Genomic DNA, 25,494 nt, shown 5'->3' with positions numbered 1-25,494 from the left:
CCGGCTTATTGGCTGGCCCCCGGCCCCCGGCTACGCGTCGAGCTTCTGGCGCAGGAGCTGGTTGGCCAGCTTAGGGTCGGCTTTGCCGCCGGTGAGCTTCATCAGCTCGCCCATAAACATGCCGGTCAGCGACTTTTTGCCGCCGCGGTACTCTTCCACCTTAGCCGGATTGGCGTCCAGCACCTGCTGAATCATAGCCTCCAGCGCCCCGGCATCCGACTGCTGCGTGAGGCCCTGGGCCTCGGCCGCGGCCGAGGCGGTTTGCGTTGGGTTGTCGAGCAGATACGGAAATAACTGCTTGGCTGCTACTGAGTGGCCTACCTTGTTCTCATCAATGAGTTGAATGATGTCGGCCAGGTGCTGGGGCGTGAGCGGGAAGTCCGGCATGGTCAGCGCCCGCTCGTTCAGGAACGACTTCACCGGGCCCTGCACCCAGTTGGCGGCGGCCTTGGCGTTCGGGGTCAGGCGCGACAACTCGTCGAAGAATAAGGCTACTTCCTTCTGGTCGGTGAGCACCGAGGCGTCGTAGTCCGAGAGACCCAGCTCGCCGGTGAAGCGGGCGTAGAGCTGCTGGGGCAAAGCCGGCAGCGACGCCTGCACCTCGTGCAGCCACTGGTCGCTGATGATGAGCGGGGGCAGGTCGGGCTCGGGGAAGTAGCGGTAGTCGTTCAGGGTTTCCTTCGAGCGCTGCCCGCTGGTGGTGCCGGTGGCGGCGTCGAAGCCCCGGGTTTCGCTGTCGAGCGTGCCGCCGGCTTCGAGCACGGCAATCTGCCGCTCAATTTCGTACTCGATGGCGCGCTGCACGTTGCGGAAGGAGTTCATGTTTTTGACCTCCACCTTGGTGCCAAACTTCTCGGCCCCCTTGAGCATCACCGAGATGTTGGCGTCGCAGCGCAGCGAGCCTTCCTCCATGTTGCCGTCGCACACGCCCAGGTACACCACCAGCTTCTTGATTTCACTCAGATAAGCGTAGGCTTCGTCGGCGTTGCGAATGTCGGGCTCCGACACGATTTCAATCAGGGGCACGCCGGCGCGGTTCAGATCCACCAGCGTTTCCACTTCCCCGGCCAAGTGCATCGATTTGCCCGCGTCTTCCTCCATGTGAATGCGCGTGATGCCGATGTTCTTGGTCGAGCCGTCCGTGAGGCGAATCGGGACGTTACCGGCCGTGCAGATCGGGGTTTTGTCCTGGGTAATCTGGTAGCCCTTGGGCAGGTCGGGGTAGAAGTAGTTTTTGCGCGCAAACAGGTTGTCGCGCGTGATGTGGCAGTTGGTGGCCAGGCCCATTTTCATGGCGTACTCCACGGCCGTGCGGTTTACCTTGGGCAGGGTGCCGGGGTGACCCAGCGTGATAACCGACAGGTTATTATTGGGCAGGGCGCCGTACTCATTCTCGTCCGAGGAGTACATTTTGCTCTGGGTGAGCAGCTGGGCGTGTACTTCCAGACCGATGACCGGCTGGTATTTGGCTTTTATTGCGTCGTCCATATCAAGCAGAATAGGCAGTTGGGGCGAAATTGGCCGCAATGCTGCCGCTAAGTTACTTGCTGCCGCGGTTTTTATTGGCCAACCGCCGCCAGCACTGCCTTTTTTTGGCCGAGTAGGCCTAGAAACTTCCGCCGACTGCCGCCAACTCAGCCAATCGCCCTGCGCAGAATCAGGGCAGCCAACTGATCCTCATCATGCCCGGCGGCCGGGAAACGGGGTAACTTCACTGCACTACCCACCGCCGCCCTTTGGCTCGCAGCCTTCGGGCGGACCGGCGGGGGAGCTTTGTTTTCATCCACCACATAACCCTTTGACAGTCATGCAACAGAATATTGGCCTTATTGACCGGGGCCTGCGCATCGCCCTGGCGGCCGTGCTGATTGGGGTGCTGCTGCAGGAGCAGCGCACCGGAGCCCCGCTTGTTTTCTGGCTGGCCGTGGCGGCGCTGCTGCTGGGCACGGGCGTTTTTGGCTACTGCCCCATCTATAGCTTGCTGGGCATCAGCACCCGGCGGGTCCGCCCGCATTAGCGGGGCAGGATGCGGCCGTCCTCCATTTCAATGATGCGGTGGGTTTTGGCGGCAAACTCGTTGTCGTGGGTCACGATGAGCAGGGCCTGGCGGTAGGTTTCGGCCAGCTCCTTAAACACGTCGAACACGACCTCGCCGTTTTTCTTGTCGAGGTTGCCGGTGGGCTCGTCGCCCATCAGGATGAGCGGGTCGTTGATCAGGGCCCGGGCAATGGCCACGCGCTGCTTCTGGCCGCCCGAGAGCTGGTTGGGTTTCTTCAGCGCCTCACGTTCGATGCCCAGGATTCTCAGCTTCTCGTAGGCCCGGTGCTCGATTTCGGGGCGGGCAAGCCGGCCCAGCTTTTCGCCGGGCAGCATCACGTTGCGCAGCACCGAAAACTCGTTGAGCAGGTAGTGAAACTGGAATACGAAGCCGATTTGCTCGTTGCGGACGCGGGCCAGCTCGGCTTCTTTTCTGTTCCGCATGGCCTGGCCGTCAATCAGCAGCTCGCCTTCGTAGGCCGTATCCATGGTGGAGAGAATGTAGAGCAGCGTCGACTTGCCGCAGCCCGACTTGCCCACCACGGCCGCAAACTCGCCCCGGGCCAGCGCAAACGAGAGGCCGTGCAGCACCTGCACCCGCACGGGGTCGTCGAAGTACTTGGTAATCTGGCGGGCTTCGAGGGCGGGCGTTTCCATCTCAACGTTTTGTTACTTGCCCCGGATGATGACGACCGGGTCGATCTTGCTGGCCTTGCGGGCCGGAAAAAAACCGGCCAGATAGGTGGTAACCAGCGAGAATACCGCCCCAATGCCGTAGAAAACCGGGTCGAAGTCGACCGGGTAGGTGTGCACTCCCGGCAGGGAGGCCGGGTGAAACGGCACCCGCGCAATCAGGGCCGAGAGGCCGAGCCCGCACAGCAGCCCCACCGCCCCGCCCGACAGCCCAATGGCCAGGGCCACCGCCACGAACAGCCGCCGCACGTCGGCGCCCGCAAACCCGACGGCCTTGAGAATGGCAATGGTGTCCATCTTCTCGTAGATCATCATGTTCAGGATGTTGAAAATGCCGAAGCCCGCCACAATCAGCAGCGTGATGCCCACGGCGTAGGAAATGAGCGTGCGGATGAAGGTGCCGGTTTCGAACTCGGAGTTGGCCGTCTGCATGTCCAGGGCCTGCACGTCGTAGAGCGCCGCGAATTCCTTGGCCAGCCGGGGCGCCAGCGTAAAGTCGTGGAGCTTCACCTGCACGTCGGTCACGTAGGTGTTGGGCTCGCCGAGCAGCTTTTGGGCCGTAGCCAGCGAGGTGTAGCTCTGCACCTTGTCGATTTCCAGCAGGCCCGACTGAAACAGGCCCACCACCTTGAGCTGCGCGCGGTTGCCCTTCACGGTCGTCACCTGCACCACGTCGCCCACCCCGACCAGCATGAGGTCGGCGGCGGCTTTGCCCAGGATGATGCTGTTGGCCACGGTTTTGAGGCTCAGCGGGTTGCCGGCCACCACGTAGCTGCCAAAGGCAAAAAGCCGGTCTTCCTGCTCTACCTCAATGCCGCTGATGGTGCCGGTGAGGTTGATGGTGCCCACGTTGTAAAACACCTGGGCCTGGGCTTTGGGAGCCACGCCCCGCACCCGCGGGTCGTGGCGCAGGGCCCCGATGATGGCCCCGGCGTCGTGGATGCGCGGCAGCTCGTCACGGGGCCTGACGGAGCGAATAAAGTTGTACTGCCGCCCGGGGCCGGTGTAGCGGTCAATAGGCTGCTGCGGGGCCGGCTGCACTTCGTTGTAGAGGCGCACGTGGGGCGTGCGGTTCAGCACCAGCCCGTCGAGCAGCTGGTTGAGGCCCGACATGAAGCTGAGCAAAGCAATGAACATGGTGATGCTGAACGTGACCCCGACGGCCGCCACCAGCGTCTGCCGCCAGCGGGCCAGCAGCAGCGACAGGGCCACGTCGTAGAGCAGATTCAGTTTCATTGCGCGGGAGCCGTGAGCTCGTCGTTGGACGTGAGGCCCGAGAGGATTTCCACCATCTGGTAGTCGCGCAGGCCGGTTCTGACGCGCGCCGGCTCACCGTTGCTTTTCAAAACGGTGGAGTCGTTCACCAGCAGGCGGCGCGGAATGAGCAGGGCCCGAGGCTGGGTGCGCAGCACGATGTTGGCCTCGAAGCTGACGAACGGGTAGAGCACCGGGGGCTGGCGCACGAAGGCCGCCTCGACCTGAAACGTGCGGCTGCCGGGGTTCATCATCGGCGAAATGGTGGTGACGCGCGCCGGAAACACTTGGCCCGGGTAGCTGTCCAGGGTTACCAGCACCCGCTGGCCGGGGCGGATTCTGACGATGTCGGACTCGTCGACCTGCATGTCGAGTACGAAGTGGCGGGCGTCGCCGAGCAGGGCCAGCGGCGTCTGGGGCGTCACGGCCTCCCCCGCTTCGCGGTAGAGCTGGTAGACGCGGCCAGCCACTTTGCTGCGTAACACGAAGTCGCCGGCCTGCTGCCGGGCAATGCGGAGGTTGTTACGGGCCTGGGCGGCGGCGAAATCGAGCTGCTTTCTAAGGGTCTGGTAGCTGAGCACCGCCGCTTCGTAGGCCGTTTTGGAGCTGGCGTAGGCTAGCTCCCGCTGCTCCAGCGCCTGCTTCGTGCCAATGGCCTGCTGCCAGAGCCGGCGCTGGCGGCTGAGCTGCAGCTGGTCGTTGAGCAGGGCGCGGCGTTGCAGGGCAATGCGCTGGCGGGCTTCCTGCAGCTGGCTCTGGTTGGCGGCCAAAGCGGCATGGCGGGCGGCCAGGGCGGCGTTGTCCTGGTTGAGCTGCGGTACGTCGCTGGCAATGGCGAGCAGCGGCGTGCCCACCCGCACCGAGTCGCCCTCCCGCACCAGCACCGCCTGGATAATGCCCCCGACGCTGGCAAAGGCCTGGTACTGCCGCCCGCTTTTGACCGTGCCCGCCGCGTACACCGACTCCGAAATAGCCGACCAGACGGGTTTCACCCGCTCCGCCTTCTCGCGGCAGCCGGCCAGGCACGCCAGACTAGCCAGCAGCCAGAGCCGGGGCCGTACGGCAAGCGGGCAGGGCATCGGGGGTCGGGTCAGGTTCATGGGCGGGCGGCTACCGGCCCCGCCGGGGGCCGGGCAGGGCCGGCAAGTTCGGCCGGGGCCGCCTCACAAAACATGACTTTCATCAACTGCCGGGCCCATTATCCTCAGGAAAGGCCCACGGCCGGCCACCCAAAGTTTTGCCGCCGCCACCACGCAAAAAACCGGGCCGACACTGCTGCCGGCCCGGTTTTTTGCGTGGTGGGCCACCTGGGCTACGGGCTTAGGTCGGCCTAATCGTTGAAAACCGGGATGTACGTGGCCTGGAAGGTATTGCCCGCGTTGTTGTAGGCTTCCAGCAGCTTGTGATTCTGCTTATTATAGGCCGCAATGTAGCCGTTGAAGGCATCCGCGTCGACTTTGGTCAGGTGGTCTTTCTGCTCCAGCAGCTCGGTCATCTTCTTGAACTGGTTGCCGCTCCAGATAACGTAGAACTTGGCGTAGTCGCGCACCGCGTCGCGGTACTGGGTGTCTTTGCCGCGGAAGGCGGGAATGGCGTCCAGCTCGGCCAGGGTTTTGTCGGTTTCGGTTTCCAGGGCCAGCCGGGCCGCTTCAAAAGCCTTGGCATCCTGGGCGTTGAGGCCGTCGGTGAGCTGGGCGTTGGCGCGCTCCAGGCGGAAGTACGCCAGGAAAATCCTGTGCTGGTAGGCATTCACCTCCGACACCTGCCGAATCACCTCGTTCATCTTGCGGGTTTCCCGGTCTTCGGTCACGGTCATTTTAAAGCGGGCCGCAAAGCGCTGCTGGGCCACTTCCACACTGTCGCCGGCTACTTTGAGCTTCTGCTCGGCCGCTTCCAGCGCGTCGAAGTAGCGCTGCATGGCTTCCAGGCTCTTGCTGCGGCCCACGGCCAGGCTGTTCACCTTCTGGTAGTCAGCGGAATACACGCTCAGCATCTGCTGGAACGCGGCCTTGGCCCGGTCCCGAAACTCGGTGTTGCCCTGGAAGCCAGGCAGGTGGGAGATTTTGGCCAGTGAGGCCTTGTTCTGGGCCACCACGTCCTGGCGGCGGGCCTCAATCTTGCGCTCATTCTCGCTGTGGGCCGATTTGCTGATGTAGCGCAGGCACTTTTTCTGCATAATCAGCTGCTCGGCCACAATGGCGTTGTTGTAGCTGCCCGGGTCGGTGTAGGCCTGAGCGCGGGCGGTAGTTGCACTGCCGGTGAGCAGAGCCCCGGCCAGGAAAAGGGTAGAAATGCGCATAGGAAGCTGAAAAAAGTAAACGACTAGATAAAACTCAGGCCTGGTTTCCGGGCCCTCACTGGCGCACTGCCCCGGCCGCGGGGCGCCGGTCGTTCATGCTGCCGGGACGCTCGTAGTTGGGCCGGCCAAACGGCTGCCCGCCGCGGTTGACGTCAGGAGTAGCGGGGGCATACGGGCTTTGCGCGGCGGCCGACAAGGCAAAATCCAGCGGAACCGTAAACGATACGGCAACCGGCACCCCGTCCTGCCGCCCTGGCTCGAAGCGCTTCAGCTTCGCCACGGCCGCCAGGGCAGCCTCGTCCAGCAGCGGGGCCACCGACTTAATTACGTGGGCATCCTTTACCGCCCCGGTTGTATCCACCGTGAAAACCACCAAGACCTTCCCCTGCAGTTTGGCCTGCTTGGCCGCCGCCGGGTAGCGCATGGCCGCGGATAAGTCACGCTTCAGGCCCGCCTCCTTGCCCGGATAGACCGGCATAGTCGACTCCTCGGCAAACGGCTGGGGCTGACTATCGGGCCCAAACAACTCCCCGGCCGTGCGCTGACCGGCGGCGTACGTTTCGCGCCGTTTCAGCGTGCCGGTGGGGTAATACGCCAGAAACTCGCCCTGCCGCTGCCCCGCCACGTATTCCACCCGGGTTTGCATCTGCCCGGCTTCGTACCAGGTGGTTTCCACTCCGTGCCGGATGCCGCCCTTCAGATAGGCGTAGGGCACGATGCGTCGGATTTTGCCCGACGGATAATACACCCGCACCGTGCCGCTGACGCTGTCCCGAAAGGTAATTTCTTCCCGGTGGTCAGCGCCTGCTTCGGAAGGCAGCACGGCCCCAAACGAATCAAAGTAGATAGTTGTGCGCTGCACCACCGCAATGGGCTTGGCTGCCGGAGCCTGGGCGCGGGCGGTAATGGTGCTGCCGGCCAGCAGGCCAGTCAGCAAAAGGGTAGAAATGCGCATCGTAAGCGAATATAAAAGTGAAAACTCAATAGATCTTGCCATCAACCTAGGCGGTAAACCAGACGGGTGCCCCTTACCAGAAAAGAATCCTTCACGAAAGAAAGTCGTGCAATAAGAAAGAAGGGATAAGCTGGCCGGCCTTAGGCCAGCCTACTCAATTTTAAAGGTGACCGGCAGCGTGAAGAGAACCTCTACTGGCTCACCATCCAGGCGGCCGGGCGTCCAATCTGGCAAACTATTCACCACCCGCAGGGCCTCGGCATCCAGCGGCTCCGACAGGCTTTTCTGGATGCGGGCGTTGCGCACGGCCCCGGTTTTATCGATGACGAAATCAACCCGCACCTTGCCTTCAATTCCCTCCTGGATCTGCTGCTCCGGATAGTTCACACTCGTCTGAATCCGGGTCAGCAGCAGCTGTAGGCCCCCGGGGTATTCGGGAAACACCACGTAGTCGGAGCAGGCCACAGGCTGGCCCGCCGCCGTAAAGCATTGGGCGGCACGACTCTTTCCCTGGACGAATTCCTCGCGCCGCCGCACCACCCCGTTGGGGTAAAACGTGGTCAGCAGCCCCTGGCGCTTGCCGGCGGCATATTCCTCGGTGGCCTGCACCTGGCCGGTCTCAAACCAGCGCGTCTGCCGGCCCTGCAGCTCTCCCTTGCGCAGATTGGCGAAATCCGCTTCCTCGTATTTCTTGCCCGACGGATAATATCGGACCAGCGTGCCAGCAGGCGTACCGGCCGTGCGCACCGTATCGGTCCGGAACAGAATGCCGGGGCCAAAACTCAGATCATCGTTTTTCCCCTGGCTCTGAAAATAGGCATTCAGGCCCGGCGGCGCCGATTGCCCCGAAACAGTAGCAGCGGACCCAAGGCCCGCTGCTACCAGAAATAAGCCTCTGTAAATCAGCATTACTACTGCTTTTTTTACGCTACAGAGAGCTGCCAATCAAAGCCTCGGCTTTGGCAACAGCCGCGCCCAGCCCGGCCGCGTTCTTGCCGCCGGCCGTGGCGAAGAACGGCTGCCCGCCGCCGCCGCCCTGGATTTCCTTGGCCAGCTCGCGCACCAGCGTGCTGGCGTTGAGCTTGCCAGCTTTGGCAATTTCGTCGTCGAGCATCACGGCCAGCTGGGGCTTGCCATCGATTTCGGCCCCGAGCACGGCCACCAGGTTCGGCACGGCCTGGCGCAGGTTGAAGGCCAGGGTTTTGAGGGCGTCGGCGCTGCTGGCCTGCACTTGCGCGGCCAGGAAATTTACGCCGTTCAGGTCCTTTACCTGGCCGACCAGCTGGTCTTTCTGCTGGTTGATGCTTTGCTGGGCAAACTGCTCGATTTGCTTGCGCAGGCCGGCAATTTCCTCGCTCTGCTTCTCGATGCTGGTGATGAGGTGCTGGGGGTTGCCCAGCGTCTCGCGCACCTGGGCCAGCAAGTCGAGCTGCTGGTCCACGTAAGCTTCGGCCGCGCCGGCCGTCACGGCCTCGATGCGGCGTACACCCGCGCCCACGGCACTTTCCGAGGTGATTTTGAAGTAGCCGATGCTACCGGTGTTCTGCACGTGCAGGCCCCCGCACAGCTCCACGGAGTAGTCCTTATCGAAGGTGATAACGCGCACGAAGTCGCCGTACTTCTCGCCGAACAAAGCCATGGCGCCCAGGTTTTTGGCCTCGGCGATGGGCACGTGGCGGCGCTCGTCGAGCGGAATCTGCTGGCGAATTTTCTCATTCACCATGCGCTCAATCTCGCGCAGCTGCTCGTCGGTTACTTTGGTGAAGTGCGAGAAGTCGAAGCGCAGCAGCTTGTCGTTCACCAACGAGCCTTTCTGCTGCACGTGACTGCCCAGGATTTCGCGCAGGGCGGCTTGCAGCAAGTGGGTAGCCGTGTGGTTGTTGCGGATGAGGGCGCGCCGGGCCGCGTCGGGCCGGGCCAGGAACTCGGCCTCCAAGTCCTGGGGCAAGTCCAGGGTGGTGTGGATGATGAGGTCGTTTTCCTTCTTGGTGTCAATCACGCGCACCTTGCTCAGCGGCGACTCCAGGTAGCCCGTGTCGCCAATCTGCCCGCCCGATTCGGCATAGAACGGCGTCTGGTCGAGCACCAGCTGATACTCGGTTTTGCCCTTCTTGTCGATTTTGCGGTAGCGCAGCAGGCGGGCCGTGGCCTCGTCGTGGTCGTAGCCCACAAACACGTTGGGCGCGTCGTGCTCCGTTACGGTTACCCAGTCGCTCTGCTCGGTTTCCTGGGCGTTGCGGCTGCGGTTTTTCTGCTGCTCCAGCTCTTTTTTGAAGCCTTCCTCGTCCACCGTCAGGCCCTTTTCGCGGGCAATGAGGGCGGTGAGGTCGAGCGGAAAGCCGAAGGTGTCGCTCAGCTCGAAGGCCGTTTTGCCGTCAATCACGCCGCCGTTCTGGCGGGTGGTTTCCTCCAGGGCGTCGAGGCGGCGCAGGCCAGTTTCCAGGGTTTTGAGGAAGGCAATTTCCTCCTCCTCAATCACGCGCTGCACGAAGGCCGTCTGGGCTTTCAGCTCGGGGAAGATGCCGGCCATCTGGTCGGCCAATACGGGCACCAGCTTGTACAGGAAGGGCTGCTTCTGGTTGAGACTCGAAAACGCGTAGCGCACAGCCCGACGCAGAATGCGGCGAATCACGTAGCCGGCTTTCACGTTGGAGGGCAGCTGCCCGTCGGCAATGGTGAAGGCGATGGTGCGGATGTGGTCGGCAATAACGCGGATGGCAATGTCCGTTTTCTCGTTTTCGGTGGTCGGCTGGTCGTTTACGGTGGCCGGAGCCGTGCCGTGGTACTCCTTGCCTACCTCCTTGGCAATGAACTGAATCAGCGGCTGAAACACGTCGGTGTCGTAGTTCGACTTCACGCCCGACACGGCCATCATCAGGCGCTCGAAGCCCATGCCGGTGTCCACGCTCTGCTCGGGCAGCTTGATGAGGCTTTTATCGGCCAGGCGCTGGAACTCCATGAACACGTTGTTCCAGATTTCCACCACCTGCGGATGGTCGGCGTTGACCAGCTCGCGGCCGGGCTTCTGGGCCCGCTCCTCCTCGGAGCGCAGGTCGATGTGGATTTCGGTGCAGGGGCCGCAGGGGCCGGTGTCGCCCATCTCCCAGAAGTTGTCCTTCTTGTTGCCGGGCAGAATCCGGTCGTCGGTGGTGTACTGGCGCCACAGGTCCTGGGTTTCGGTGTCGGCGGCGGTGCCGTCGGCCTGGTCGCCCTCGAAATAGGTCACGTAGAGGCGGTCCTTTTCCAGCTTGTACACGTCGGTGAGCAGCTCCCAGGCCCAGGCAATGGCGTCTTTCTTGAAGTAATCCCCAAACGACCAGTTGCCGAGCATCTCGAACATGGTGTGGTGATAGGTGTCGTAGCCTACCTCTTCCAGGTCGTTATGCTTGCCGCTCACGCGCAGGCACTTCTGGGTGTCGGCAATGCGCTTGAAGGGCGCGGGCTTGTTGCCCAGGAAGTAGTCCTTGAACGGGGCCATGCCCGAGTTGATGAACAGCAGCGTGGGGTCGTCTTTCACCACAATGGGCGCCGAGGGCACGATGTGGTGGCCTTTGGAAGCGAAGAAATCCAGGAATTGCTGGCGGACGTGCGAGGCGGTGGGCAGTGACATAAGCGGGGGCGCGAGGGTAGCTTCGCGCGGCGTGAAGGTTCTACAGGAAGCCGGTGGACCGGAATTGGCGGCGGCCGGGAATTTGGTTACTTTTCGCCTTTCCAGCGGAAAGGCCGTTCCGGCAAAGTTAGCCGACTAAGCCGGAAAGCGAAACTGGAAAGTCTTTATGGCTTTTGGCCGGGTCATGCGTCGACTGCGCTCAGCATGACGGCCTGTTTAATTTTGATACCTCCCCCATGCCCTACAAAGAGCGCGACATCGAGAAGCAGTATTTCACCATCGGCGAGGTGGCGGCCCAGTTCAACGTGGCCCCGTCGCTGATCCGGTTCTGGGAAACCGAGTTTGAGGAGCTGCGCCCGCGCAAAAGCAAGAAGGGCAACCGCCTCTACACGCCCCAGGACGTGGACATTTTCCGCACGATTTATCACCTGGTCAAGGAGCGCGGCTACACCATTCCCGGCGCGCGCGACATGCTCAAGCAGAAAGGCCCCCAGCTCAAGGAGAAAATCGACGTGATTCAGAGCCTGGAGAAGGTGCGCGGCTTTCTGGTAACCATGAAAAAGGAGCTGGACGCCATTGGCAAGGCCCAGCAGGGGTAGCTATTATATAATTAGAGGCATCTGTTCATTCTGGATACTACTATTCATGCGTGCTTATCACTTGTTGTTTGCAGTGGGTGGCCTAGCTACCAATTTTTGTGCTTCCACGCCAAGTGGCATAGTCAAGCCCGGCAAAAAAACCATCCTGCGTACGCCCTATCAGGTTACGGCCGAACCAGCCGTATTTGAAACTAGCTTTTTTCCGGGGGCGAAGATCCAGCAAGACAGCTTCCGCATTGCCTTCACAACTGATTTTCTAGGGACCCTACCCGTGCCTTCCGGTCGCATCGTTGCCACCGATCCGGTGGCAATGCGCGCTACGGCTTTCACAACGGAGTTTCCGCGTGGCCGCTTTCCGGTAGAACTGGCTATTGCGCGATTCAACAGGGATAGACGAGTAGCCTTTGCGCGCATCCTATTTTCAACCCAGCCTGTGAAAAGATGGGAACTGGCTCTTCTCCCGGGACAGAAACCTCTTGCTATCCGCGACTCCTCTTATTACGGTTTCTCCGTAGATGCTGGCACCGCACTATTCATTGATGCTGAACACATTGAGCCACTTGGCAAACAGCTGACAACTGAAGCAGCGTACGAGCAGCTGTTTGTCAAAAGTTTTGAATTACTCCCCGACAACAAAGCCTACAGAACAGGCTTCCTGTACGCAGCACAAAGTGACACGCTAGCGGCTTTCGAAACAGGCTGGGGTGACGGCAGTTACGCTACGTATGTAGGCTTCGACTCGCAAAACCGCCCATGTCGACTTCTTACTGATTTTCAGGTAATTACTTGGTAACAAATACCCCAGCAACACTAAATCATTACCCAGCTTAGCATTGTAATTGTCTGATTTCTTTATTCTAACCTCTAGCATGCCTATTTCTCCCGACGATACCCTTTTCCACGAAGTCGCCCTCACCCTTTTCCCCGGCATCGGGCCGCAGCTCACGCGGCAGCTGATGAGCTACGGGGGCTCGGCCAAAAACGTACTGATGCTGCCCCCGGGCAAGCTGCGCAAGATTCCGGGCGTGGGACCCACCACCGTGGCCACGCTCACCGGGGCCGAGCGGACTTCGGCCCTGAAGCGGGCCGAAGACGCGCTGCGCAAGGCCGAAAAAGACGGGGTGCGGCTCTTGTTCTACACCAGCAAGCAGTACCCCAGCCGGCTTAAAACCATTCCCGACGCGCCCGTGCTGCTCTACTACCAGGGCACGGCCGATCTGAACCAGCCCAAAACCATCGGCATCGTGGGCACGCGCAAGGCCACCGACTACGGCCGGGAGCAAACCGAAAAGCTGGTGCAGGGCCTGGTGGTGCACCGCCCCCTGGTCGTCAGCGGCCTGGCCTACGGCATCGACATTGCCGCCCACCGCGCCGCCTTGCAGGAAGGCCTGGAAACCGTGGGCGTCATGGCCACGGGCCTGGACGTGCTCTACCCCGCCGCCCACCGCAAAACGGCCGAGAAGATGCTCACCCAGGGCGGCCTGCTCACCGAGTTTGCCTTCGGCACCCAGCCCGACCGGTTTAACTTCCCGGCGCGAAATCGAATTATTGCCGGCTTGTCCGACGGCACGGTGGTGGTGGAAGCGGCCCGCAAAGGCGGAGCCCTGATAACGGCCGAAATTGCCCTGAGCTACAACAAGGACGTGCTGGCGGTACCTGGCAACCTGGGCTCGGCGGCCTCCGAGGGCTGCCACGACCTGATTAAGGCCAACAAGGCCGCCCTCTACGGGGAGCCGGCCGATTTGGAGCAGCTCCTGAACTGGGACGCGGCCCTGCACCAGAGCGGCAAGTTCAAGCCCACGCCCACCTACGACCCGGCCGACTTTACCGCCGAGGAATTTCAGCTGCTGGAAGTGCTGCTGGTCAGCAAGGAAGAGCAGATGGACAACCTGAGCTGGAAAGCTCAGCTGCCGGTGAACAAAGTCGCCACCCTGCTGCTGGGCCTGGAGTTTCGGGGCGTGGTAAAGGCCCTGCCGGGCAAGAAGTTCGTGCTGGCGTAGGCCGAAGCCGCCGGGCCGGGGCTTGTTCCTGCTACAATGAAGTCCGGCGCCGACTTTACCGCCCCATCAGGCAGTTGGTCGAAATTTATTTGCCCAAACTGGGCCCCGGCGGTAATTTCGGCTTCTTTTTCACCCTCTATCCTATCGAATGAAGTCATTTTTACTAGTTGCCTCCGGCCTCGCGCTGGTGGCGCTTTCCGGGGCACCCGCCACGGCCCAGACTCTGTCGCCGAGCCTGGCGGGCCTGCAGGTCTATGCCCCGGGTACTGCCTATTCCGTTACCGAGCAGCCGGATGGCAAGCGGGTCGTCGTCGGGAGCTTCTCGCGCATTAATGGCACGGCCGTGCCCCGCCTGGCGCGTTTCAACGCCGACGGCTCCCTGGATGCGGCCTTCAACCAGAACATTGGCGCGGCGGCCGCCGTGTACCGGGCCAAGCTGCAAAGCAACGGGCAGTACCTGCTGGTGGCCTTCTCGAACTCGCCCCTGACGGTGGGCGGCCTCACCCGCGCGGGCGGGCTGCTGCGCCTCAACGCCAACGGCACCGCCGACGCGAGCTTCGACCCGGGCACGGGCCCTTCGTACGGCACCGGCGCAGCCTACCTCGACGACGCCCTGCCCCTGGCCAACGGCCAGACCCTGGCCGTGGGGTATTTCGAACAGTTCAACGGTACGACGGCCCACGGCATCGTGCGCCTGAACGCCAATGGCTCAGTGGATCCGACCTTCAACCAGGGCTCTGGGGCTGATGGTGAGGTATGGACCATCGCACCCGCGCCCGGGGGCAAGTTTCTCATCGGCGGCGATTTCGACTCGTATAATGGCTACGTCTGCAACGGCGTGGCCCGGCTGAACGCCGATGGCTCGTTCGACACCTCGTTTAACGCCGGCCTGCAGTTCGACTCGCAGATATACAACATCAAGGTGCAGCCCAACGGCAGCATTCTGCTGGCGGGTGTGGTGACGTCGGCCGCCTCGCCCACCGGCGTGGGTCTGCAGCGGGTACTGCCCTCCGGGGTCCGCGACAACACGTTCACCGTGCCTAGCCTGCTGAGTGAGCCCTACGGCGCTTACAGCTATTATGGCGAAGCCATGGAAGTACAGGCCGACGGCAAAATCCTGGTTAAAACCAACTCCCTGGCGACGCCCCTGGTGCGCCTGAATACCAACGGGAGCATCGACGCGTCGTACCAGGCCATTGGCGACCCGAACTACCTGCCGTATTCCATCACCCTGCTGAGCTCGGGCAAGCTGGCCGTGCCCGGCTTTTTCACCAACTTCAGCGGCACGCTCGACCGCAGCCTGCTGCAGCTCAACACCGACGGCAGCGTCGACGCCAGCTGGCAGCCCGTGACGCAAGTCAACGGCAACGTCAGCGCCGTGGCGCGGCAAGCCGATGGCAAGCTGCTCATCGGAGGCTCGTTTATGGACATAAACGGCCAGAGCGCGCGGCGGCTGGCCCGCCTCAATACCGATGGCACGCTCGACGGCCAGTTCGTCTTCAACACTACCAGTGCCCTCGACGTGGCGGTTACTGACCTGGCCCTGCAACCCGACGGCCGGGTGGTGGTGGCCTCGGGCCGGCAGCTGCGGCGCTACCTGACCAACGGCAGCCCCGACAACAGCTTTGCAGCCAGCCTTTTCCCCTCGGCTCCGACCCGCGTGCTGGTGCAGCCCGACGGCCGCGTGCTGGTGGGTGGCCCGTTCACGCAGTATGGCAACGCGCCGGTTTCCAACCTGGTGCGCCTGCTCAACAACGGCACGTATGACGGTACTTTCGCCCCGGTTACCAGCGGCAACAACTCCCTTTCCGCTTTCGGCAGCATGGCCCTGCAGGCCGATGGCAAGCTGCTCGTCGGCGGCAGCTTCCGCAACGCATCGGGCTCATCCGCTACGCGCGTGGTGCGGCTGAACTTCAACGGCAGCGTCGATGCCAGCTTCACCAGCGTGCCCTTCACCACTGCTTCCGGGACTTATTCTCCGAGCAACCGCTTCTTTGCCCTGACCCTCCAGCCCGACGGCAAGCTGGTAGCGGGTGGAGTCTTCGGGGCGGTGAACGGCTCGGTGCGGGCTAACCTGGCCCGACTGAACGCCGATGGCACCCTGGACGCGGGCTTCACCCCGCCCGCCCTGACCGGCACCATCTACACCCTGGCCGTGCAGCCCAACAACCGCGTGCTGGTGGGCGGCAGCTTTACCAGCTCCTCGCTGCCCACCAACCTGGCCCGCGTGCTGGCCAACGGCACGGCCGACGCCACGTTTGCCGCCACGGCCGTGCCTAACGGCAGTGTCCGCAGCCTGCTGATTGAACCCAGCGGCGCGGTGCTGGCCGGCGGCTTTTTCACCACCATCGGCGGGCAGGCCGACATGGCCCTGGCGCGTCTCATCGTGCCAAACGTGCTGCACGTGGCTGCCCCGCAGGCCGTAGCCGACCGCACCCAGGCCTGGCCCGTGCCCGCGCAACAGCAGCTGACCGTAGTCCCCGACGCCTCGGCCCACGCCCAGGCCCTGGAGCTGCTCGACGCGCTGGGTCGGCCCGTGCTGCGCCGTACGCTGAGCGGCGCCGCCCCGGCCACGCTGGCCGTCGAGGCGCTGCCAGCGGGCATCTACCTGCTGCGCGTCGTGTATGCCGAGGGTATCGTGACCCGTCGCATTCAGGTGCAATAGGGCGGCGGGGCAACCCCAACCGGAAAAGGGCGAACCTCGCGAGGTTCGCCCTTTTTTTGTGCCGGCCCGTAGGATTTGCGCCTTACCTTGCAGCTTATGCTGCTGCTCAACGACGTTCTGCTGCCGACTGCGACTCTGCCGCTGCCCAACCGTGGGCTGGCTTTCGGGGACGGTTTTTTCGAAACCCTGGTTTTCGCGGATAACCGCCTGCGGTACGCCGCCGACCACCACGCCCGCATGACCAGCGCGGCGGCGGCCCTCTACCTCACACTGCCGGCCGCGCTGGCCTCGGCGGCCGCCCTGGAAGCCACCCTCGCCCGCCTGGTGCAGGCCATAAGCACCGGGCCCGTCCGCCTGCGCTTGCAGGTGTGGCGCACCGGCGCGGGCCGCTACACGCCCCTCACCGACCAGGCCGAATGGCTGGCCACGGCCGAGGGGTTCGAGGAGAATGATAGTCCGCTGGAAGTAGTGGATTTCGCCCGGCAAACGCACGCCCAGCCGTCCCCACTCAGTTTTTGCAAAGGGCCGCAGGCGTGGCTCTACGTGCGGGCGGCGCACGAGCGGCAGCAGCGCGGCCTCGACGAAATCATTCTCACCACGGCCGCCGGCCACGTAGCCGAGGCCGGCGCGGCCGCTGTTTTCTGGCTGAAAGAAGGCAAGCTTTACACCCCGGCCCTGACTACGGGCTGCGTAGCCGGCGTGCGGCGGGCTCACCTGCTACGCGTGGCCCGGCAACACGGCCTTGCCTGCGTGGAAGACCTGTTTACGCCGGCCGACGTAGCGCGGGCCGAGGCGGTTTTCGTCGCCAACGTGGCCGGCATCAGATCGATACGAACCCTGGGGACGCAGCATTTTCAGGTAGAGCACCCGGCGCTGACGGCACTGCGCGACTGGGAGAAACGGGCTTAGCGGCTGGGAGCCACGTTGCGGCAGCGCAGCCGCAGCCAGCTTTCCTCAAACTCGACCAGGTCGGCTTCCGTGACGTCGTTGGTGCGCAGGATTTCCGCCCGATCCTGCTCACACCCTTCCAGGGCATAAAGCGCAATCCAGGCGCGGTGCTTACGAGGCAGCAAAGGCAATTCTAAGGTGGACACAGCGGTAATGGGCAATAAGGTACAATAGGTGGGGCGCGGATTACCGTGCAATCTACGTCCTTTTGTACTTTTTGGATTCAGTTGAATTATTTTCAAACGAAAACGGAGCCATAAAATTCCCTTTCTATTGGAAATTTGCTAAAATCAACCAAAGCCTAACAGTAAGCACCTCGCCCCTACAGAGCAACATATCTTGGCAAATACCTCATTTTATAATATTTATATAAACACAGCAGTTTACTTCACGCCGTTTCTCCAGAATAATCGTTTTGAAATAAATCCAACTTTATAAGCCTAAATAACTGCTTTCAAAATTCCTGACTTGGAGTAGTATGTTAGCGCCGGTGCCGGACTTAACGGGTAGCGTAATACACTACAAGCCAAACGAGTAGCGCCACCAGCGGCAACGGCAGCAGCACGGCAATGGAATATTGCATGACCACTACCGTGGCGCGCCAACCCGCCTGATGCATAGCGGCCAGTGGATGCTGCTTCCAGATCTTGCCCAACCCGCCGACCTGCGCGCGTTGCGGCCACCACAGGCAGAGCCAGCCGACACCAAGTATCGGCCAGTAGAATATCATCCTGATTAGCCAGGCCAGCACCCGCAGCAGCGCGGAAAACAGGCCTTGCAGGACCATTTCTCCCAGAAAGTCCAGCATGCGCTATACTGCCACCGGGGCTTTAATGGCGGGATGCGGGTCGTAGTTTTCCAGCTTGAAATCGTCGAACTGGAAGCTGAAGAGGTCTTTTACCTCGGGGTTGAGGCGCATCTGGGGCAAGGGCCGTGGGGCGCGGGTAAGCTGCAGGCGGGCCTGCTCCAGGTGGTTGGAATACAGGTGGGTGTCGCCGCCGGTCCAGATGAATTCGCCGGGTTGCAGGCCCGTGACCTGGGCCATCATCAGCGTGAGCAGAGCGTAGCTGGCAATGTTGAAGGGCACGCCCAGAAAGACGTCGGCGGAGCGCTGGTAGAGCTGGCAGCTGAGCCGGCCGTCGGCCACGTAGAACTGGAACAGCGCGTGGCAGGGCATCAGGTGCATCTGGTCGAGCTCGGCCACGTTCCAGGCCGACACTAGGATGCGGCGCGAGTCGGGCGAGGTGGTGAGCTGGCGCACGACTTCCGCAATCTGGTCGATGTGGGAGCCGTCGGGCCGGGGCCAGTTGCGCCACTGCTTGCCGTAGACCGGGCCCAGGTCGCCGTTTTCGTCGGCCCACTCGTCCCAGATCCGTACGCCGTTGTCGGTCAGATACTTGATGTTGGTATCGCCCCGCAAAAACCACAGCAGCTCGTGGATAATGCTTTTCAGGTGAACCTTCTTGGTGGTGACCAGCGGGAAGCCCTGCTGCAGGTCGAAGCGCATCTGGTGGCCGAAGATGCTGAGCGTGCCGGTGCCGGTGCGGTCGGTTTTCGGGGTGCCGTGGTTGAGGATGTGGCTAACGAGGTCGAGGTACTGCTGCATGGCGCGAAAGTACGAAGCCGGCGCAGGATTCCCGGCAGCTCCCGTCTCAGGATTTGCGCGGCGCGGGCAACACGGCGGCCTGGGCCGACACGGCCTGCCAGCGGCCCTTGCGCTTCACGTACACGTCGGTGTAGCGCAGGCGCACGGCGAAAGGCTGGCCCAGCCAGGTGCCGGTTTGCAGAAACCAGCCGGTCAGAATCACCGTGCTGTTGCCGTATTGCCGCACCCGCACGTCCTCGGTTTGGAAGGGGTTGACGACGGAGTTGGGGTTGCTGACGGCCAGCAGCACGGTTTTGCGGTCATTCACGCTGCCGTCGGCGGCTACGTACAGGAAATCCGGGGCCAGCAGCGTGCTGATAAAGGCCGTGTCGCGGCGGACGATGGCCTCGTTCCAGCGCCGCTCCAGCTGCAGCAGCTCCTGGGCCACTTTCGGGTCGGGCGGCCGGGGCGCGCCGCGCTGGGCGAAGCTGGCCGCTACCGGCAGCAGACTGAGCAGAAAAACGAAGACGGGACGCATACGAGTTAACTCAGGGTGGCAGGCAGAGTTGCTACTAACGCAAAAGCCGCCGCCGTGGGCGGCTTCCTCTGCTGACCGGCACTAGGCGTGGCGGGTAAACTGCTCGATGACAGCCTGCAAATGCGGAAACTCCTGAACCAACGCTGCCCGCTCGGCCAGCTCAAAATCCCGGAAGTCGAAGCCGGGCGCGACGGTGCAGCTCACCAGCGCAAAGCCGGTTTCATTCTTAAGCCGGGCCCCAAACCAGGTGTGGGCGGGTACCACGGCCTGGGGCGCCTCGCCGGCTGCCAGGTCATTGCCCAGCACGATAGTAACCAGCTGGCCGTTCTGAATCAGGACAACTTCCAGGGCCTGGCCCTGGTGGAAAAACCACAGCTCATCGGACTGAATCCGGTGGAAGTGGGACTTATCGGCGCCTTCCAGCAGGTAGTGAATGGCCGTGCTGACATGGCGGGAAGCCCCGGTTGCCATGACCAGGCTGGTAGCGGCCCGGTAGGTTTCCCGGTAATAGCCGCCTTCCGGGTGCGGCAGCAGGTGTAGTTTCTCAATGATGGCCTGGGCGCTGCTCACAAAGACAAGAAATAAAGCGTGAAACGGATGACGACAAAGATTACTTATTCACTTTTTCCAGCCACACATCTTTGGCAATGGCTAGGCCGAGCGCCAGAAAAAAGCAGACCGGGGCCGCTATTTCGTGAATTTTCAGGCGCAGACACAGATTATGGCCGGTGATAAGCGAGAAGCACTCCTGCGGGCCATCTGTCTCATACTTCAGGCTGACCATGACATCCAGCGCGGCCAGCACGTTGTAGGCCACGCCGAACCCCAGCACTACGACCAGGGCGGTAAGCAGCCGCGCTTTAAGCTTTGTTGTTGGTTGATAGCGCATCCTCTCCATAAATACTTTCTCGGTTGAGTAAATAAATGTACGGTATCAACCTTATAAAAAAGGGCTGCCTTGTAAGGCAGCCCTTTTTCTTTTTTGCGCTTGCTGCTTCACGCAGCAGGAGCTTCTATACTCTTGGTTTCGTGTCGTTGCACGGCAGCTCTGATTCTGGAGGCAAAGCCATACAAATCATCCAGTGAAGCAATATCCATTCTTTCACCCCCTTCTACGTCAAATAAGGTGACGTACTTCTTACTGCTATTAAAGTGTAAGCGGCAGATAGGCTTGCGGTTATTATCATCCAGCAAGATGCCGCAGTAAGATTGCACGTCACGCATTATTACACGATTGACAGCAACTGTCTTACGCAGGATTGCGCGGACAATCATGAAGCCTTCTGTTTCTTCAACAGTCGTTTCAATGTCTTTATCCTTAGCTTCCGTTTCACTGTTGCCAACAGGCTCAGCTACTTGAACCGGCGGCAAATCGTTGACCAATGGGCCTTGTCCGCTGGTGTCGACCATAGCGGAGCGCAGACGCATTGTTATTTTATCGTTGAGGAACTGTTGAAACGAGCGGTGCACCAAGACGCTAAATTGCTCTTTCAGCTTTGACGTAAGGGTACCATCGTAAATCTGCTTCGACACGAAATGAATAAAGTCTGCTGAGGGCTGATTGAATTGTTCGTCGAAATACTTCTTGAAAGCACGCATGTACTTCAAGTTATACGCGGCGAACAGCATGTCATCAATGTTGAAAGCAGGCTTGCTTAACTTCTTGATTTCGGCAACGTCATTTTCATGGAAATTAAACAGGTCGAATTCCATGAATGGCCGCTCGTCCATCTTGTTTGGCTGTTCCAGATCAGTGAACAGCTTGTAGCTGACCCCATTTGTCAAGACAGCAATGCGGGCTTCGGTGACGTGGAAGTAGCGAAACAGCTGACTGGCATGGTTGATATTCAGCTCTCCACCAACATGTTTACACTCAATGAGAATGATAGGCTTCCCATCCCGCACAATAGCGTAATCTATCTTCTCTCCTTTTTTCGTGCCTATATCACAGACAAACTCCGGTACTACTTCAGTTGGATCAAATACATTGTAGCCGAGGGCGTTGATAAAGGGCATTACCAAAGCGTTCTTGGTTGCCTCCTCCGTTTGAATGTGAGAAATCTGTTTCTGCGCCCTCGACGCCAAGTTGGTAAGCTGGTCAATAAGATCCATACATTGTTTTTAATTGAGTAAGAGGATTATGTACTCTCTAAATGTATGATTCTATTCTAAACTAAAAATAAAAAAGCCACCCATACAGGTGGCTTTTTCAATAACTCAGCTTCTGCCGCTGCCTACAGCGACTTGGCTACCGGCGTTGCAGCGGCCGGGGTGCTGTCGGCGGGCTTCACGGAGGCGGTTTTGCCGCCTTTTTTCATGCAGCAGGAAGGCGTGGCGGCCGTGCTGCCGGTGCTGGCGCAATGCGCCTTCATTTCCGTGGAGCAGGCTTCTTTCTTGCCTTTCTTGCCTTTTTCATCTTTGCCATCGTGGGCGGAAGCGGTGCCGACGAAGGCCAACAGGGTCAGGGCGAGCAGGACGTTTTTCATGGAGGAGATATCTAAGAAGTGAGGAAACAAAAGCCGGCGGGGCATGGTTGGCTCCCTGGTGCCCCTAAAGTACAAAAGCGCCGGCAAAGTCCGGCGCCACCCCGGGGTGCTTTTTCCTGATTTGCCGCCCTTCTGCCGCGGCCTTAGCTTTCCGAATGCCGCTTCGCAAACTCAGTTACCTCACCCTGCTCGGCCTGGCCCTGATTACGGCCGTGAGCGTCTATTTCGTGGCCCAGCTGCGCTTCAACTACAATTTCAACGACTTCTACCCCGCCGGCGACCCGGACCTGGACTACTACCAGCAGTACTCGGCCCGCTTCGGCAACGACAACGACTACGTGCTGCTGGGCCTGGAAGCCCCCGAGGGTCACTCGGTATTTGAGCCCGGGTTCCTGACCAAAGTCGATTCGCTGACGCGCTTTATTCAGCAGCGCCGCCACGTGGTGCACGTCACCTCGCCCACCAACGCCACCAACCCCGTGGTCGAAGGCTTCGGCGTGTTCAACGTGCCCTACCTGCACCCGCAGGAGCCCGCCCGCCGGGCCCAGGACTCCGTGCTGGTATACCGCACGCCGGGCCTAGTGGGCAACCTGATTGCGCGCGACGCCCACGCGGTGACCATCCTGTTTCAGACCGCGCCCAACCTGAGCAAGCCGCCCGGCGACTCGCTGCTGGCGGCCGTGCGCACCGAGCTCAGCCGGCAGGGCGTGGCCGAAAGCCAGTACCATTTGGCCGGCAAGATGGTGGCCCAGTCGGTGTTCGTCGACCGGCTGCAGTGGGAGCTGGTGGTGTTTATGAGCTTGTCGGTGGTGCTGGTCACGGTGCTGCTCTGGTTCACCTTCCGGACGTGGTGGGGCGTGGTGCTGCCCCTGGTGGTGGTGCTGGGGGCTATTGTGTGGGGCCTGGGGCTGATGAGCGCCTGCGGGGTCAGCATCGATTTGATGACGGCCCTGCTGCCCATCATGCTCTTCGTGGTGGGCATGTCCGACACCATCCACATCATCACCCGCTACAGCACCGAGCTGGGCTACGGGGCCAGCAAAAAGGATTCGTTGCTGATTGCCCTCAAGGAGTCGGGCTTCGGCTCGGGTTTGTCGGCCATTACCACCAGCATCGGGTTTTTTACCCTGATGACCAGCACCATCCGGCCCATCTACAACTTCGGCCTGTTTACCGGCATTGCCGTGCTGCTCACCTTTGCCCTGTCGTTTACCTTGCTGCCGGCCATGCTGGTGCTGTTGCGCAAGCCCCAGCTGCGGGTGCCGCGCGCCGAGGGCCACAGCTGGGACGGGGTGCTGGGCCGTCTGTTTCGCACGGTGCTGGCCCAGCGCCGGCTGGTGGTGGGCCTCTCAGCCCTGATTCTGATTGGCTCGGTGGCCTCGGCTTCGCGCATCCGCATCAACTCGGCCCTGCTCGATGATTTGTCGAAAAACGACCCGGTAAAGCTGGATTTCGCCTTTTTCGAGAAGAACTTCGCCGGCGTGCGACCCTTCGAGCTGGCCTTGCAGCCGGCCCCCGGCCGCAGCATCTACGATTTGCAGGTGCTGCGCGAAACCGAGGAAATCGAAACCTACCTGCAGAAAAGCTACGGCCTGAACTTCGTGGCCTCGCCCGTGACCATCATCAAATCGGTGCGCAAGGCCCTGAACGGCGGCCTGTTGGAAGAGTACCGCCTGCCCGCTTCCGAGGCCGAGCTGCAGCAGCTGGTGCGCCGGGTGAAGCTGTTTCGCAAGAAGCCCGAGTTCCGGGCCCTGGTGCTGCCCGACGCCTCCGCGGGCCGCCTCACCGGCCGCATGCCCGACGTGGGCAGCATCCGGGCCGACGCGCTGAATGCCGACTTGCGTGGGTTTTTACGGCAGCACACCGACCCCAACATTCTGCAAACCCGCCTCACCGGCTCGGCTAACCTCATCGACAAAAACAACGAAAACCTCACGCTCAACATGATTACGGGCATGAGCATCGACATTGTGATGGTCACGCTCATCGTGCTGCTGCTCTTCCGCAGCCTGCGCATGACCATCGTGGTGCTGATTCCCAACCTGGTCCCGATTCTGATTGTGGCCGGGGTGATGGGCGCGGCCGGGGTGAGCATGAAGGTCAGCACCAGCATCATCTTCACCATTGCCTTCGGTATTGCCGTTGACGACACCATCCACTTCATCAGCAAGCTCAAGCTGACCCTGCTGCACGAGCGGAGCCTATTCAAGGCCGTGCGCAAAACCTACCTGATGGCCGGCAAAGCGGTGATTGTCACGTCCCTGATTCTGGTGGGCGGCTTCAGCACGCTCATCTTCTCCTCCTTCGACGGCACCTTTTACGTGGGCCTGCTCATCGGCCTGACCCTGCTCTTCGGCGTGGTAGCCGAGCTGACCCTGCTGCCCATTCTCATCCTGTATTTCTACAAGCACAAGCCCAAGGAAATCCGCCAGCCCCTGGCGGTGAAATTGTGAGATGGTGAGGTGGTGAGTTTAATGTTCGGCTGGCGCAAGCGGCCCGGCATTCCGCGCTTCAAGCGGCGGCCAGCCGTCCGCTGCTAGCGACAAACGTCCTTCACTGAAAAGCCCTTTCCTGCCGCGGTAGGAAAGGGCTTTTCAGTGAAGGAAACTCCGCCCATTTCAGAGAACAGGTGGCCACGGCTGCGCCTGCACCTGGCAATGACGCATTTCGCACATTCCTCACATTCCTCCACATTCCTCACATTCCTCCACATTCTTCACATTCCCCACATTCCTCACCCCCCGCCAACCGTTCAGACGACTTCCTCGTTACTTTGCCCCATGATGAAGCGTCTGTTTACTTTTCTACTGCTGTTTTCCGTTCTGACTACCCAGGCCCAGGCGCCGGACCCCGCCGCGGCCCCGCCCGACCCGCTCACGCCCCTGATTAAGCAGCGGGAAGAGCTGATCCGCCAGTACGAGCAGGCCAGTGCCCAGCGCAACGCGTTTCTGGCCAACAAGCCGTCCAAAAAGGATTTGCAGGAAGTAGTGGATGCCCTGAAGGGTATTATCCGCAAAGACACCGAAATCGTGAAGGCCCTGAAGGAGTCGTCGATTCGCCGCACGGCGACCATCGTGGCGGAAAAAACCCAGGCCCAGCGCCAGGCCACCGTGGCCCAGGGCGACCAGTCGATGACCCGGGAGCGGTTCTACGACCTGGAAAACCAGATCCAGAACCTGCAGATCCGGGACAAGCAGCGCGAAAAGAAGCTGCAGGAAGCTCAGGCCGCCGCCGAGGAAGCCACCACCGCCCGCGTGAGCCGGGAGCTGATTGCCGCCGGCCTGGCCGGGCTGAGCATCGTGCTGCTGTGGTATATTTTCCGGCTGCGCGGGCAGGTGCGGCCCACCCGGCGCGGCGCGCGGCGGTAACAGGGTCGTTGTCCGTAGTTGTCCGCGAAAACGGCATGTCGACCATTCTGCGCCTGCAATGACGTTCTTTTGCCCCGCCCCGCCCCTAGTCCTATGCTCATTCCCGCCGCCCAGTACCTGACGTATGCCGAAGCGGTGGCGCTGTATAACGACCTGCTGGGGCTGGAAATCAGCTCCCTGGTCAAGACCTGCGGGCCACCCTCCTTTCCGTTTGGCGACGGAATCTGGTACCAGCTGCTCATTGAGGAAGCCGATGCCGGAGCCGCCCGCGAGCTACTGGAACAGTTTGAGGCCCGGCGGACCACCCTGGCCGTGTTGCGCTGCCCCCGCTGCGGCAGCCCCGAGGTGGCTCCGGCCCCGGCGGTGCGCTTCTGGCAACGCCTGTTTTACGCCGGCACCACCCGGTACCGCTGCGCCGGCTGCGGCCGCCACTTCGCCGCCTGAGGGTTCTTTAGGG

25 protein-coding genes are annotated in these 25,494 nt (G+C 61.5%); 9 read left to right on the top strand and 16 right to left on the bottom strand.

All coding sequences use genetic code 11. The features are described 5' to 3' along the window. Positions 1-30 precede the first annotated feature (30 nt). The gene (gene gatB / locus E5K00_RS03495) at positions 31-1,488 is read right to left on the bottom strand and encodes an Asp-tRNA(Asn)/Glu-tRNA(Gln) amidotransferase subunit GatB (protein WP_135461728.1); all 1,458 of its coding nucleotides are present in this window, start codon (positions 1,486-1,488) and stop codon (positions 31-33) included. A 319-nt stretch (positions 1,489-1,807) separates the two neighbouring features. Here gatB and E5K00_RS03490 point away from each other — a divergent pair, with 319 nt between their 5' ends. Beyond that, positions 1,808-2,017, top strand: a complete 210-nt coding sequence (locus E5K00_RS03490) for a YgaP family membrane protein (RefSeq protein WP_135461726.1) — start codon at positions 1,808-1,810, stop codon at positions 2,015-2,017. Here E5K00_RS03490 and E5K00_RS03485 read toward each other — a convergent pair. The 7 genes from E5K00_RS03485 to alaS all read right to left on the bottom strand — a co-directional run bounded on the left by E5K00_RS03485 (position 2,014) and on the right by alaS (position 10,848). Further along, a complete protein-coding gene (locus tag E5K00_RS03485; RefSeq protein ID WP_135461724.1) occupies positions 2,014-2,694 on the bottom strand; it encodes an ABC transporter ATP-binding protein in 681 nt (226 codons plus the stop codon). The genes E5K00_RS03490 and E5K00_RS03485 overlap by 4 nt on opposite strands. Before the next feature lie 12 nt (positions 2,695-2,706). Beyond that, positions 2,707-3,966, bottom strand: coding sequence for an ABC transporter permease (locus E5K00_RS03480; RefSeq protein ID WP_135461722.1), 1,260 nt, complete (start codon positions 3,964-3,966; stop codon positions 2,707-2,709). Further along, positions 3,963-5,084 (bottom strand): efflux RND transporter periplasmic adaptor subunit, encoded by a 1,122-nt coding sequence (locus tag E5K00_RS03475; protein WP_245328201.1) that lies wholly within the window; start codon positions 5,082-5,084, stop codon positions 3,963-3,965. Before E5K00_RS03475 ends, E5K00_RS03480 begins: the two co-directional genes overlap by 4 nt. Before the next feature lie 230 nt (positions 5,085-5,314). Next, complete coding sequence (locus E5K00_RS03470; RefSeq protein ID WP_135461718.1) at positions 5,315-6,283, bottom strand: LIC11966 family surface protein; 969 nt, start codon at positions 6,281-6,283, stop codon at positions 5,315-5,317. 55 nt (positions 6,284-6,338) lie between these two features. Then, positions 6,339-7,238: an energy transducer TonB gene (locus tag E5K00_RS03465; protein ID WP_167856738.1), complete on the bottom strand. Its 900-nt coding sequence runs from the start codon at positions 7,236-7,238 to the stop codon at positions 6,339-6,341. A gap of 150 nt (positions 7,239-7,388) precedes the next feature. Then, positions 7,389-8,147, bottom strand: coding sequence for an energy transducer TonB (locus E5K00_RS03460; RefSeq protein WP_135461714.1), 759 nt, complete (start codon positions 8,145-8,147; stop codon positions 7,389-7,391). A gap of 19 nt (positions 8,148-8,166) precedes the next feature. Beyond that, entirely contained in the window at positions 8,167-10,848 is a 2,682-nt protein-coding gene (alaS, locus tag E5K00_RS03455; protein WP_135461712.1) for an alanine--tRNA ligase, read from the bottom strand. Between the two features lie 236 nt (positions 10,849-11,084). Between alaS and E5K00_RS03450 the strand changes: the two genes are divergently transcribed. The 5 genes from E5K00_RS03450 to E5K00_RS03430 all read left to right on the top strand — a co-directional run bounded on the left by E5K00_RS03450 (position 11,085) and on the right by E5K00_RS03430 (position 17,021). Then, the gene (locus E5K00_RS03450; protein WP_100336180.1) at positions 11,085-11,447 is read left to right on the top strand and encodes a MerR family transcriptional regulator; all 363 of its coding nucleotides are present in this window, start codon (positions 11,085-11,087) and stop codon (positions 11,445-11,447) included. Between the two features lie 46 nt (positions 11,448-11,493). After that, a complete protein-coding gene (locus E5K00_RS03445; RefSeq protein WP_135461710.1) occupies positions 11,494-12,240 on the top strand; it encodes a DUF4241 domain-containing protein in 747 nt (248 codons plus the stop codon). Positions 12,241-12,316: 76 nt separating this feature from the next. Then, a complete protein-coding gene (gene dprA, locus E5K00_RS03440) occupies positions 12,317-13,447 on the top strand; it encodes a DNA-processing protein DprA (RefSeq protein WP_135461708.1) in 1,131 nt (376 codons plus the stop codon). Positions 13,448-13,595: 148 nt separating this feature from the next. Then, positions 13,596-16,112 (top strand): T9SS type A sorting domain-containing protein, encoded by a 2,517-nt coding sequence (locus tag E5K00_RS03435; protein WP_135461705.1) that lies wholly within the window; start codon positions 13,596-13,598, stop codon positions 16,110-16,112. A gap of 96 nt (positions 16,113-16,208) precedes the next feature. After that, on the top strand, positions 16,209-17,021 hold the full coding sequence (locus tag E5K00_RS03430) for an aminotransferase class IV (RefSeq protein WP_135461703.1): 813 nt from the start codon (positions 16,209-16,211) through the stop codon (positions 17,019-17,021). Here E5K00_RS03430 and E5K00_RS03425 read toward each other — a convergent pair. The 8 genes from E5K00_RS03425 to E5K00_RS03390 all read right to left on the bottom strand — a co-directional run bounded on the left by E5K00_RS03425 (position 17,018) and on the right by E5K00_RS03390 (position 21,669). Then, complete coding sequence (locus E5K00_RS03425) at positions 17,018-17,206, bottom strand: hypothetical protein (RefSeq protein ID WP_135461701.1); 189 nt, start codon at positions 17,204-17,206, stop codon at positions 17,018-17,020. The two genes, E5K00_RS03430 and E5K00_RS03425, sit on opposite strands and share 4 nt — an antisense overlap. A gap of 353 nt (positions 17,207-17,559) precedes the next feature. Then, the gene (locus E5K00_RS03420; RefSeq protein ID WP_135461699.1) at positions 17,560-17,868 is read right to left on the bottom strand and encodes a hypothetical protein; all 309 of its coding nucleotides are present in this window, start codon (positions 17,866-17,868) and stop codon (positions 17,560-17,562) included. 3 nt (positions 17,869-17,871) lie between these two features. Next, on the bottom strand, positions 17,872-18,666 hold the full coding sequence (locus E5K00_RS03415) for a thymidylate synthase (RefSeq protein WP_135461697.1): 795 nt from the start codon (positions 18,664-18,666) through the stop codon (positions 17,872-17,874). Between the two features lie 46 nt (positions 18,667-18,712). Continuing rightward, the gene (locus tag E5K00_RS03410; protein WP_135461695.1) at positions 18,713-19,183 is read right to left on the bottom strand and encodes a nuclear transport factor 2 family protein; all 471 of its coding nucleotides are present in this window, start codon (positions 19,181-19,183) and stop codon (positions 18,713-18,715) included. An 81-nt stretch (positions 19,184-19,264) separates the two neighbouring features. Next, complete coding sequence (locus tag E5K00_RS03405) at positions 19,265-19,753, bottom strand: cupin domain-containing protein (protein WP_135461693.1); 489 nt, start codon at positions 19,751-19,753, stop codon at positions 19,265-19,267. A gap of 40 nt (positions 19,754-19,793) precedes the next feature. Beyond that, positions 19,794-20,072, bottom strand: coding sequence for a hypothetical protein (locus E5K00_RS03400; protein ID WP_135461691.1), 279 nt, complete (start codon positions 20,070-20,072; stop codon positions 19,794-19,796). Between the two features lie 107 nt (positions 20,073-20,179). Continuing rightward, the gene (locus E5K00_RS03395; protein WP_135461689.1) at positions 20,180-21,295 is read right to left on the bottom strand and encodes a type I restriction endonuclease; all 1,116 of its coding nucleotides are present in this window, start codon (positions 21,293-21,295) and stop codon (positions 20,180-20,182) included. A 122-nt stretch (positions 21,296-21,417) separates the two neighbouring features. Then, positions 21,418-21,669: a hypothetical protein gene (locus E5K00_RS03390; RefSeq protein WP_135461687.1), complete on the bottom strand. Its 252-nt coding sequence runs from the start codon at positions 21,667-21,669 to the stop codon at positions 21,418-21,420. A gap of 155 nt (positions 21,670-21,824) precedes the next feature. Between E5K00_RS03390 and E5K00_RS03385 the strand changes: the two genes are divergently transcribed. The 3 genes from E5K00_RS03385 to E5K00_RS03375 all read left to right on the top strand — a co-directional run bounded on the left by E5K00_RS03385 (position 21,825) and on the right by E5K00_RS03375 (position 25,481). Continuing rightward, complete coding sequence (locus E5K00_RS03385) at positions 21,825-24,122, top strand: efflux RND transporter permease subunit (RefSeq protein ID WP_135461685.1); 2,298 nt, start codon at positions 21,825-21,827, stop codon at positions 24,120-24,122. A gap of 327 nt (positions 24,123-24,449) precedes the next feature. Next, positions 24,450-25,037 (top strand): hypothetical protein, encoded by a 588-nt coding sequence (locus E5K00_RS03380; protein ID WP_135461683.1) that lies wholly within the window; start codon positions 24,450-24,452, stop codon positions 25,035-25,037. A 93-nt stretch (positions 25,038-25,130) separates the two neighbouring features. Next, positions 25,131-25,481 carry a hypothetical protein gene (locus tag E5K00_RS03375; protein ID WP_135461681.1) on the top strand — a complete coding sequence of 117 codons (351 nt, stop codon included), beginning with the start codon at positions 25,131-25,133 and terminating at the stop codon, positions 25,479-25,481. Positions 25,482-25,494 lie beyond the last annotated feature (13 nt).

Source organism: Hymenobacter aquaticus (assembly GCF_004765605.1).
Taxonomy (GTDB): domain Bacteria; phylum Bacteroidota; class Bacteroidia; order Cytophagales; family Hymenobacteraceae; genus Hymenobacter; species Hymenobacter aquaticus.
This window is presented reverse-complemented; position numbering and strand designations above follow the sequence as displayed.

What these genes read in the sequence shown, in the direction of transcription:
- E5K00_RS03480 (WP_135461722.1), bottom strand. Translation starts at nt 3,966, where the DNA reads ATGAAACTGAATCTGCTCTACGACGTGGCCCTGTCGCTGCTGCTGGCC.
- alaS (WP_135461712.1), bottom strand. Translation starts at nt 10,848, where the DNA reads ATGTCACTGCCCACCGCCTCGCACGTCCGCCAGCAATTCCTGGATTTC.
- E5K00_RS03410 (WP_135461695.1), bottom strand. Translation starts at nt 19,183, where the DNA reads ATGCGTCCCGTCTTCGTTTTTCTGCTCAGTCTGCTGCCGGTAGCGGCC.
- dprA (WP_135461708.1), top strand. Translation starts at nt 12,317, where the DNA reads ATGCCTATTTCTCCCGACGATACCCTTTTCCACGAAGTCGCCCTCACC.
- E5K00_RS03415 (WP_135461697.1), bottom strand. Translation starts at nt 18,666, where the DNA reads ATGCAGCAGTACCTCGACCTCGTTAGCCACATCCTCAACCACGGCACC.
- E5K00_RS03460 (WP_135461714.1), bottom strand. Translation starts at nt 8,147, where the DNA reads ATGCTGATTTACAGAGGCTTATTTCTGGTAGCAGCGGGCCTTGGGTCC.
- E5K00_RS03390 (WP_135461687.1), bottom strand. Translation starts at nt 21,669, where the DNA reads ATGAAAAACGTCCTGCTCGCCCTGACCCTGTTGGCCTTCGTCGGCACC.
- E5K00_RS03445 (WP_135461710.1), top strand. Translation starts at nt 11,494, where the DNA reads ATGCGTGCTTATCACTTGTTGTTTGCAGTGGGTGGCCTAGCTACCAAT.
- E5K00_RS03450 (WP_100336180.1), top strand. Translation starts at nt 11,085, where the DNA reads ATGCCCTACAAAGAGCGCGACATCGAGAAGCAGTATTTCACCATCGGC.
- E5K00_RS03400 (WP_135461691.1), bottom strand. Translation starts at nt 20,072, where the DNA reads ATGCGCTATCAACCAACAACAAAGCTTAAAGCGCGGCTGCTTACCGCC.
- E5K00_RS03485 (WP_135461724.1), bottom strand. Translation starts at nt 2,694, where the DNA reads ATGGAAACGCCCGCCCTCGAAGCCCGCCAGATTACCAAGTACTTCGAC.
- E5K00_RS03395 (WP_135461689.1), bottom strand. Translation starts at nt 21,295, where the DNA reads ATGGATCTTATTGACCAGCTTACCAACTTGGCGTCGAGGGCGCAGAAA.
- E5K00_RS03470 (WP_135461718.1), bottom strand. Translation starts at nt 6,283, where the DNA reads ATGCGCATTTCTACCCTTTTCCTGGCCGGGGCTCTGCTCACCGGCAGT.
- E5K00_RS03435 (WP_135461705.1), top strand. Translation starts at nt 13,596, where the DNA reads ATGAAGTCATTTTTACTAGTTGCCTCCGGCCTCGCGCTGGTGGCGCTT.
- E5K00_RS03475 (WP_245328201.1), bottom strand. Translation starts at nt 5,084, where the DNA reads ATGAACCTGACCCGACCCCCGATGCCCTGCCCGCTTGCCGTACGGCCC.
- E5K00_RS03465 (WP_167856738.1), bottom strand. Translation starts at nt 7,238, where the DNA reads ATGCGCATTTCTACCCTTTTGCTGACTGGCCTGCTGGCCGGCAGCACC.
- E5K00_RS03385 (WP_135461685.1), top strand. Translation starts at nt 21,825, where the DNA reads ATGCCGCTTCGCAAACTCAGTTACCTCACCCTGCTCGGCCTGGCCCTG.
- E5K00_RS03420 (WP_135461699.1), bottom strand. Translation starts at nt 17,868, where the DNA reads ATGCTGGACTTTCTGGGAGAAATGGTCCTGCAAGGCCTGTTTTCCGCG.
- E5K00_RS03490 (WP_135461726.1), top strand. Translation starts at nt 1,808, where the DNA reads ATGCAACAGAATATTGGCCTTATTGACCGGGGCCTGCGCATCGCCCTG.
- E5K00_RS03430 (WP_135461703.1), top strand. Translation starts at nt 16,209, where the DNA reads ATGCTGCTGCTCAACGACGTTCTGCTGCCGACTGCGACTCTGCCGCTG.
- gatB (WP_135461728.1), bottom strand. Translation starts at nt 1,488, where the DNA reads ATGGACGACGCAATAAAAGCCAAATACCAGCCGGTCATCGGTCTGGAA.
- E5K00_RS03375 (WP_135461681.1), top strand. Translation starts at nt 25,131, where the DNA reads ATGCTCATTCCCGCCGCCCAGTACCTGACGTATGCCGAAGCGGTGGCG.
- E5K00_RS03380 (WP_135461683.1), top strand. Translation starts at nt 24,450, where the DNA reads ATGATGAAGCGTCTGTTTACTTTTCTACTGCTGTTTTCCGTTCTGACT.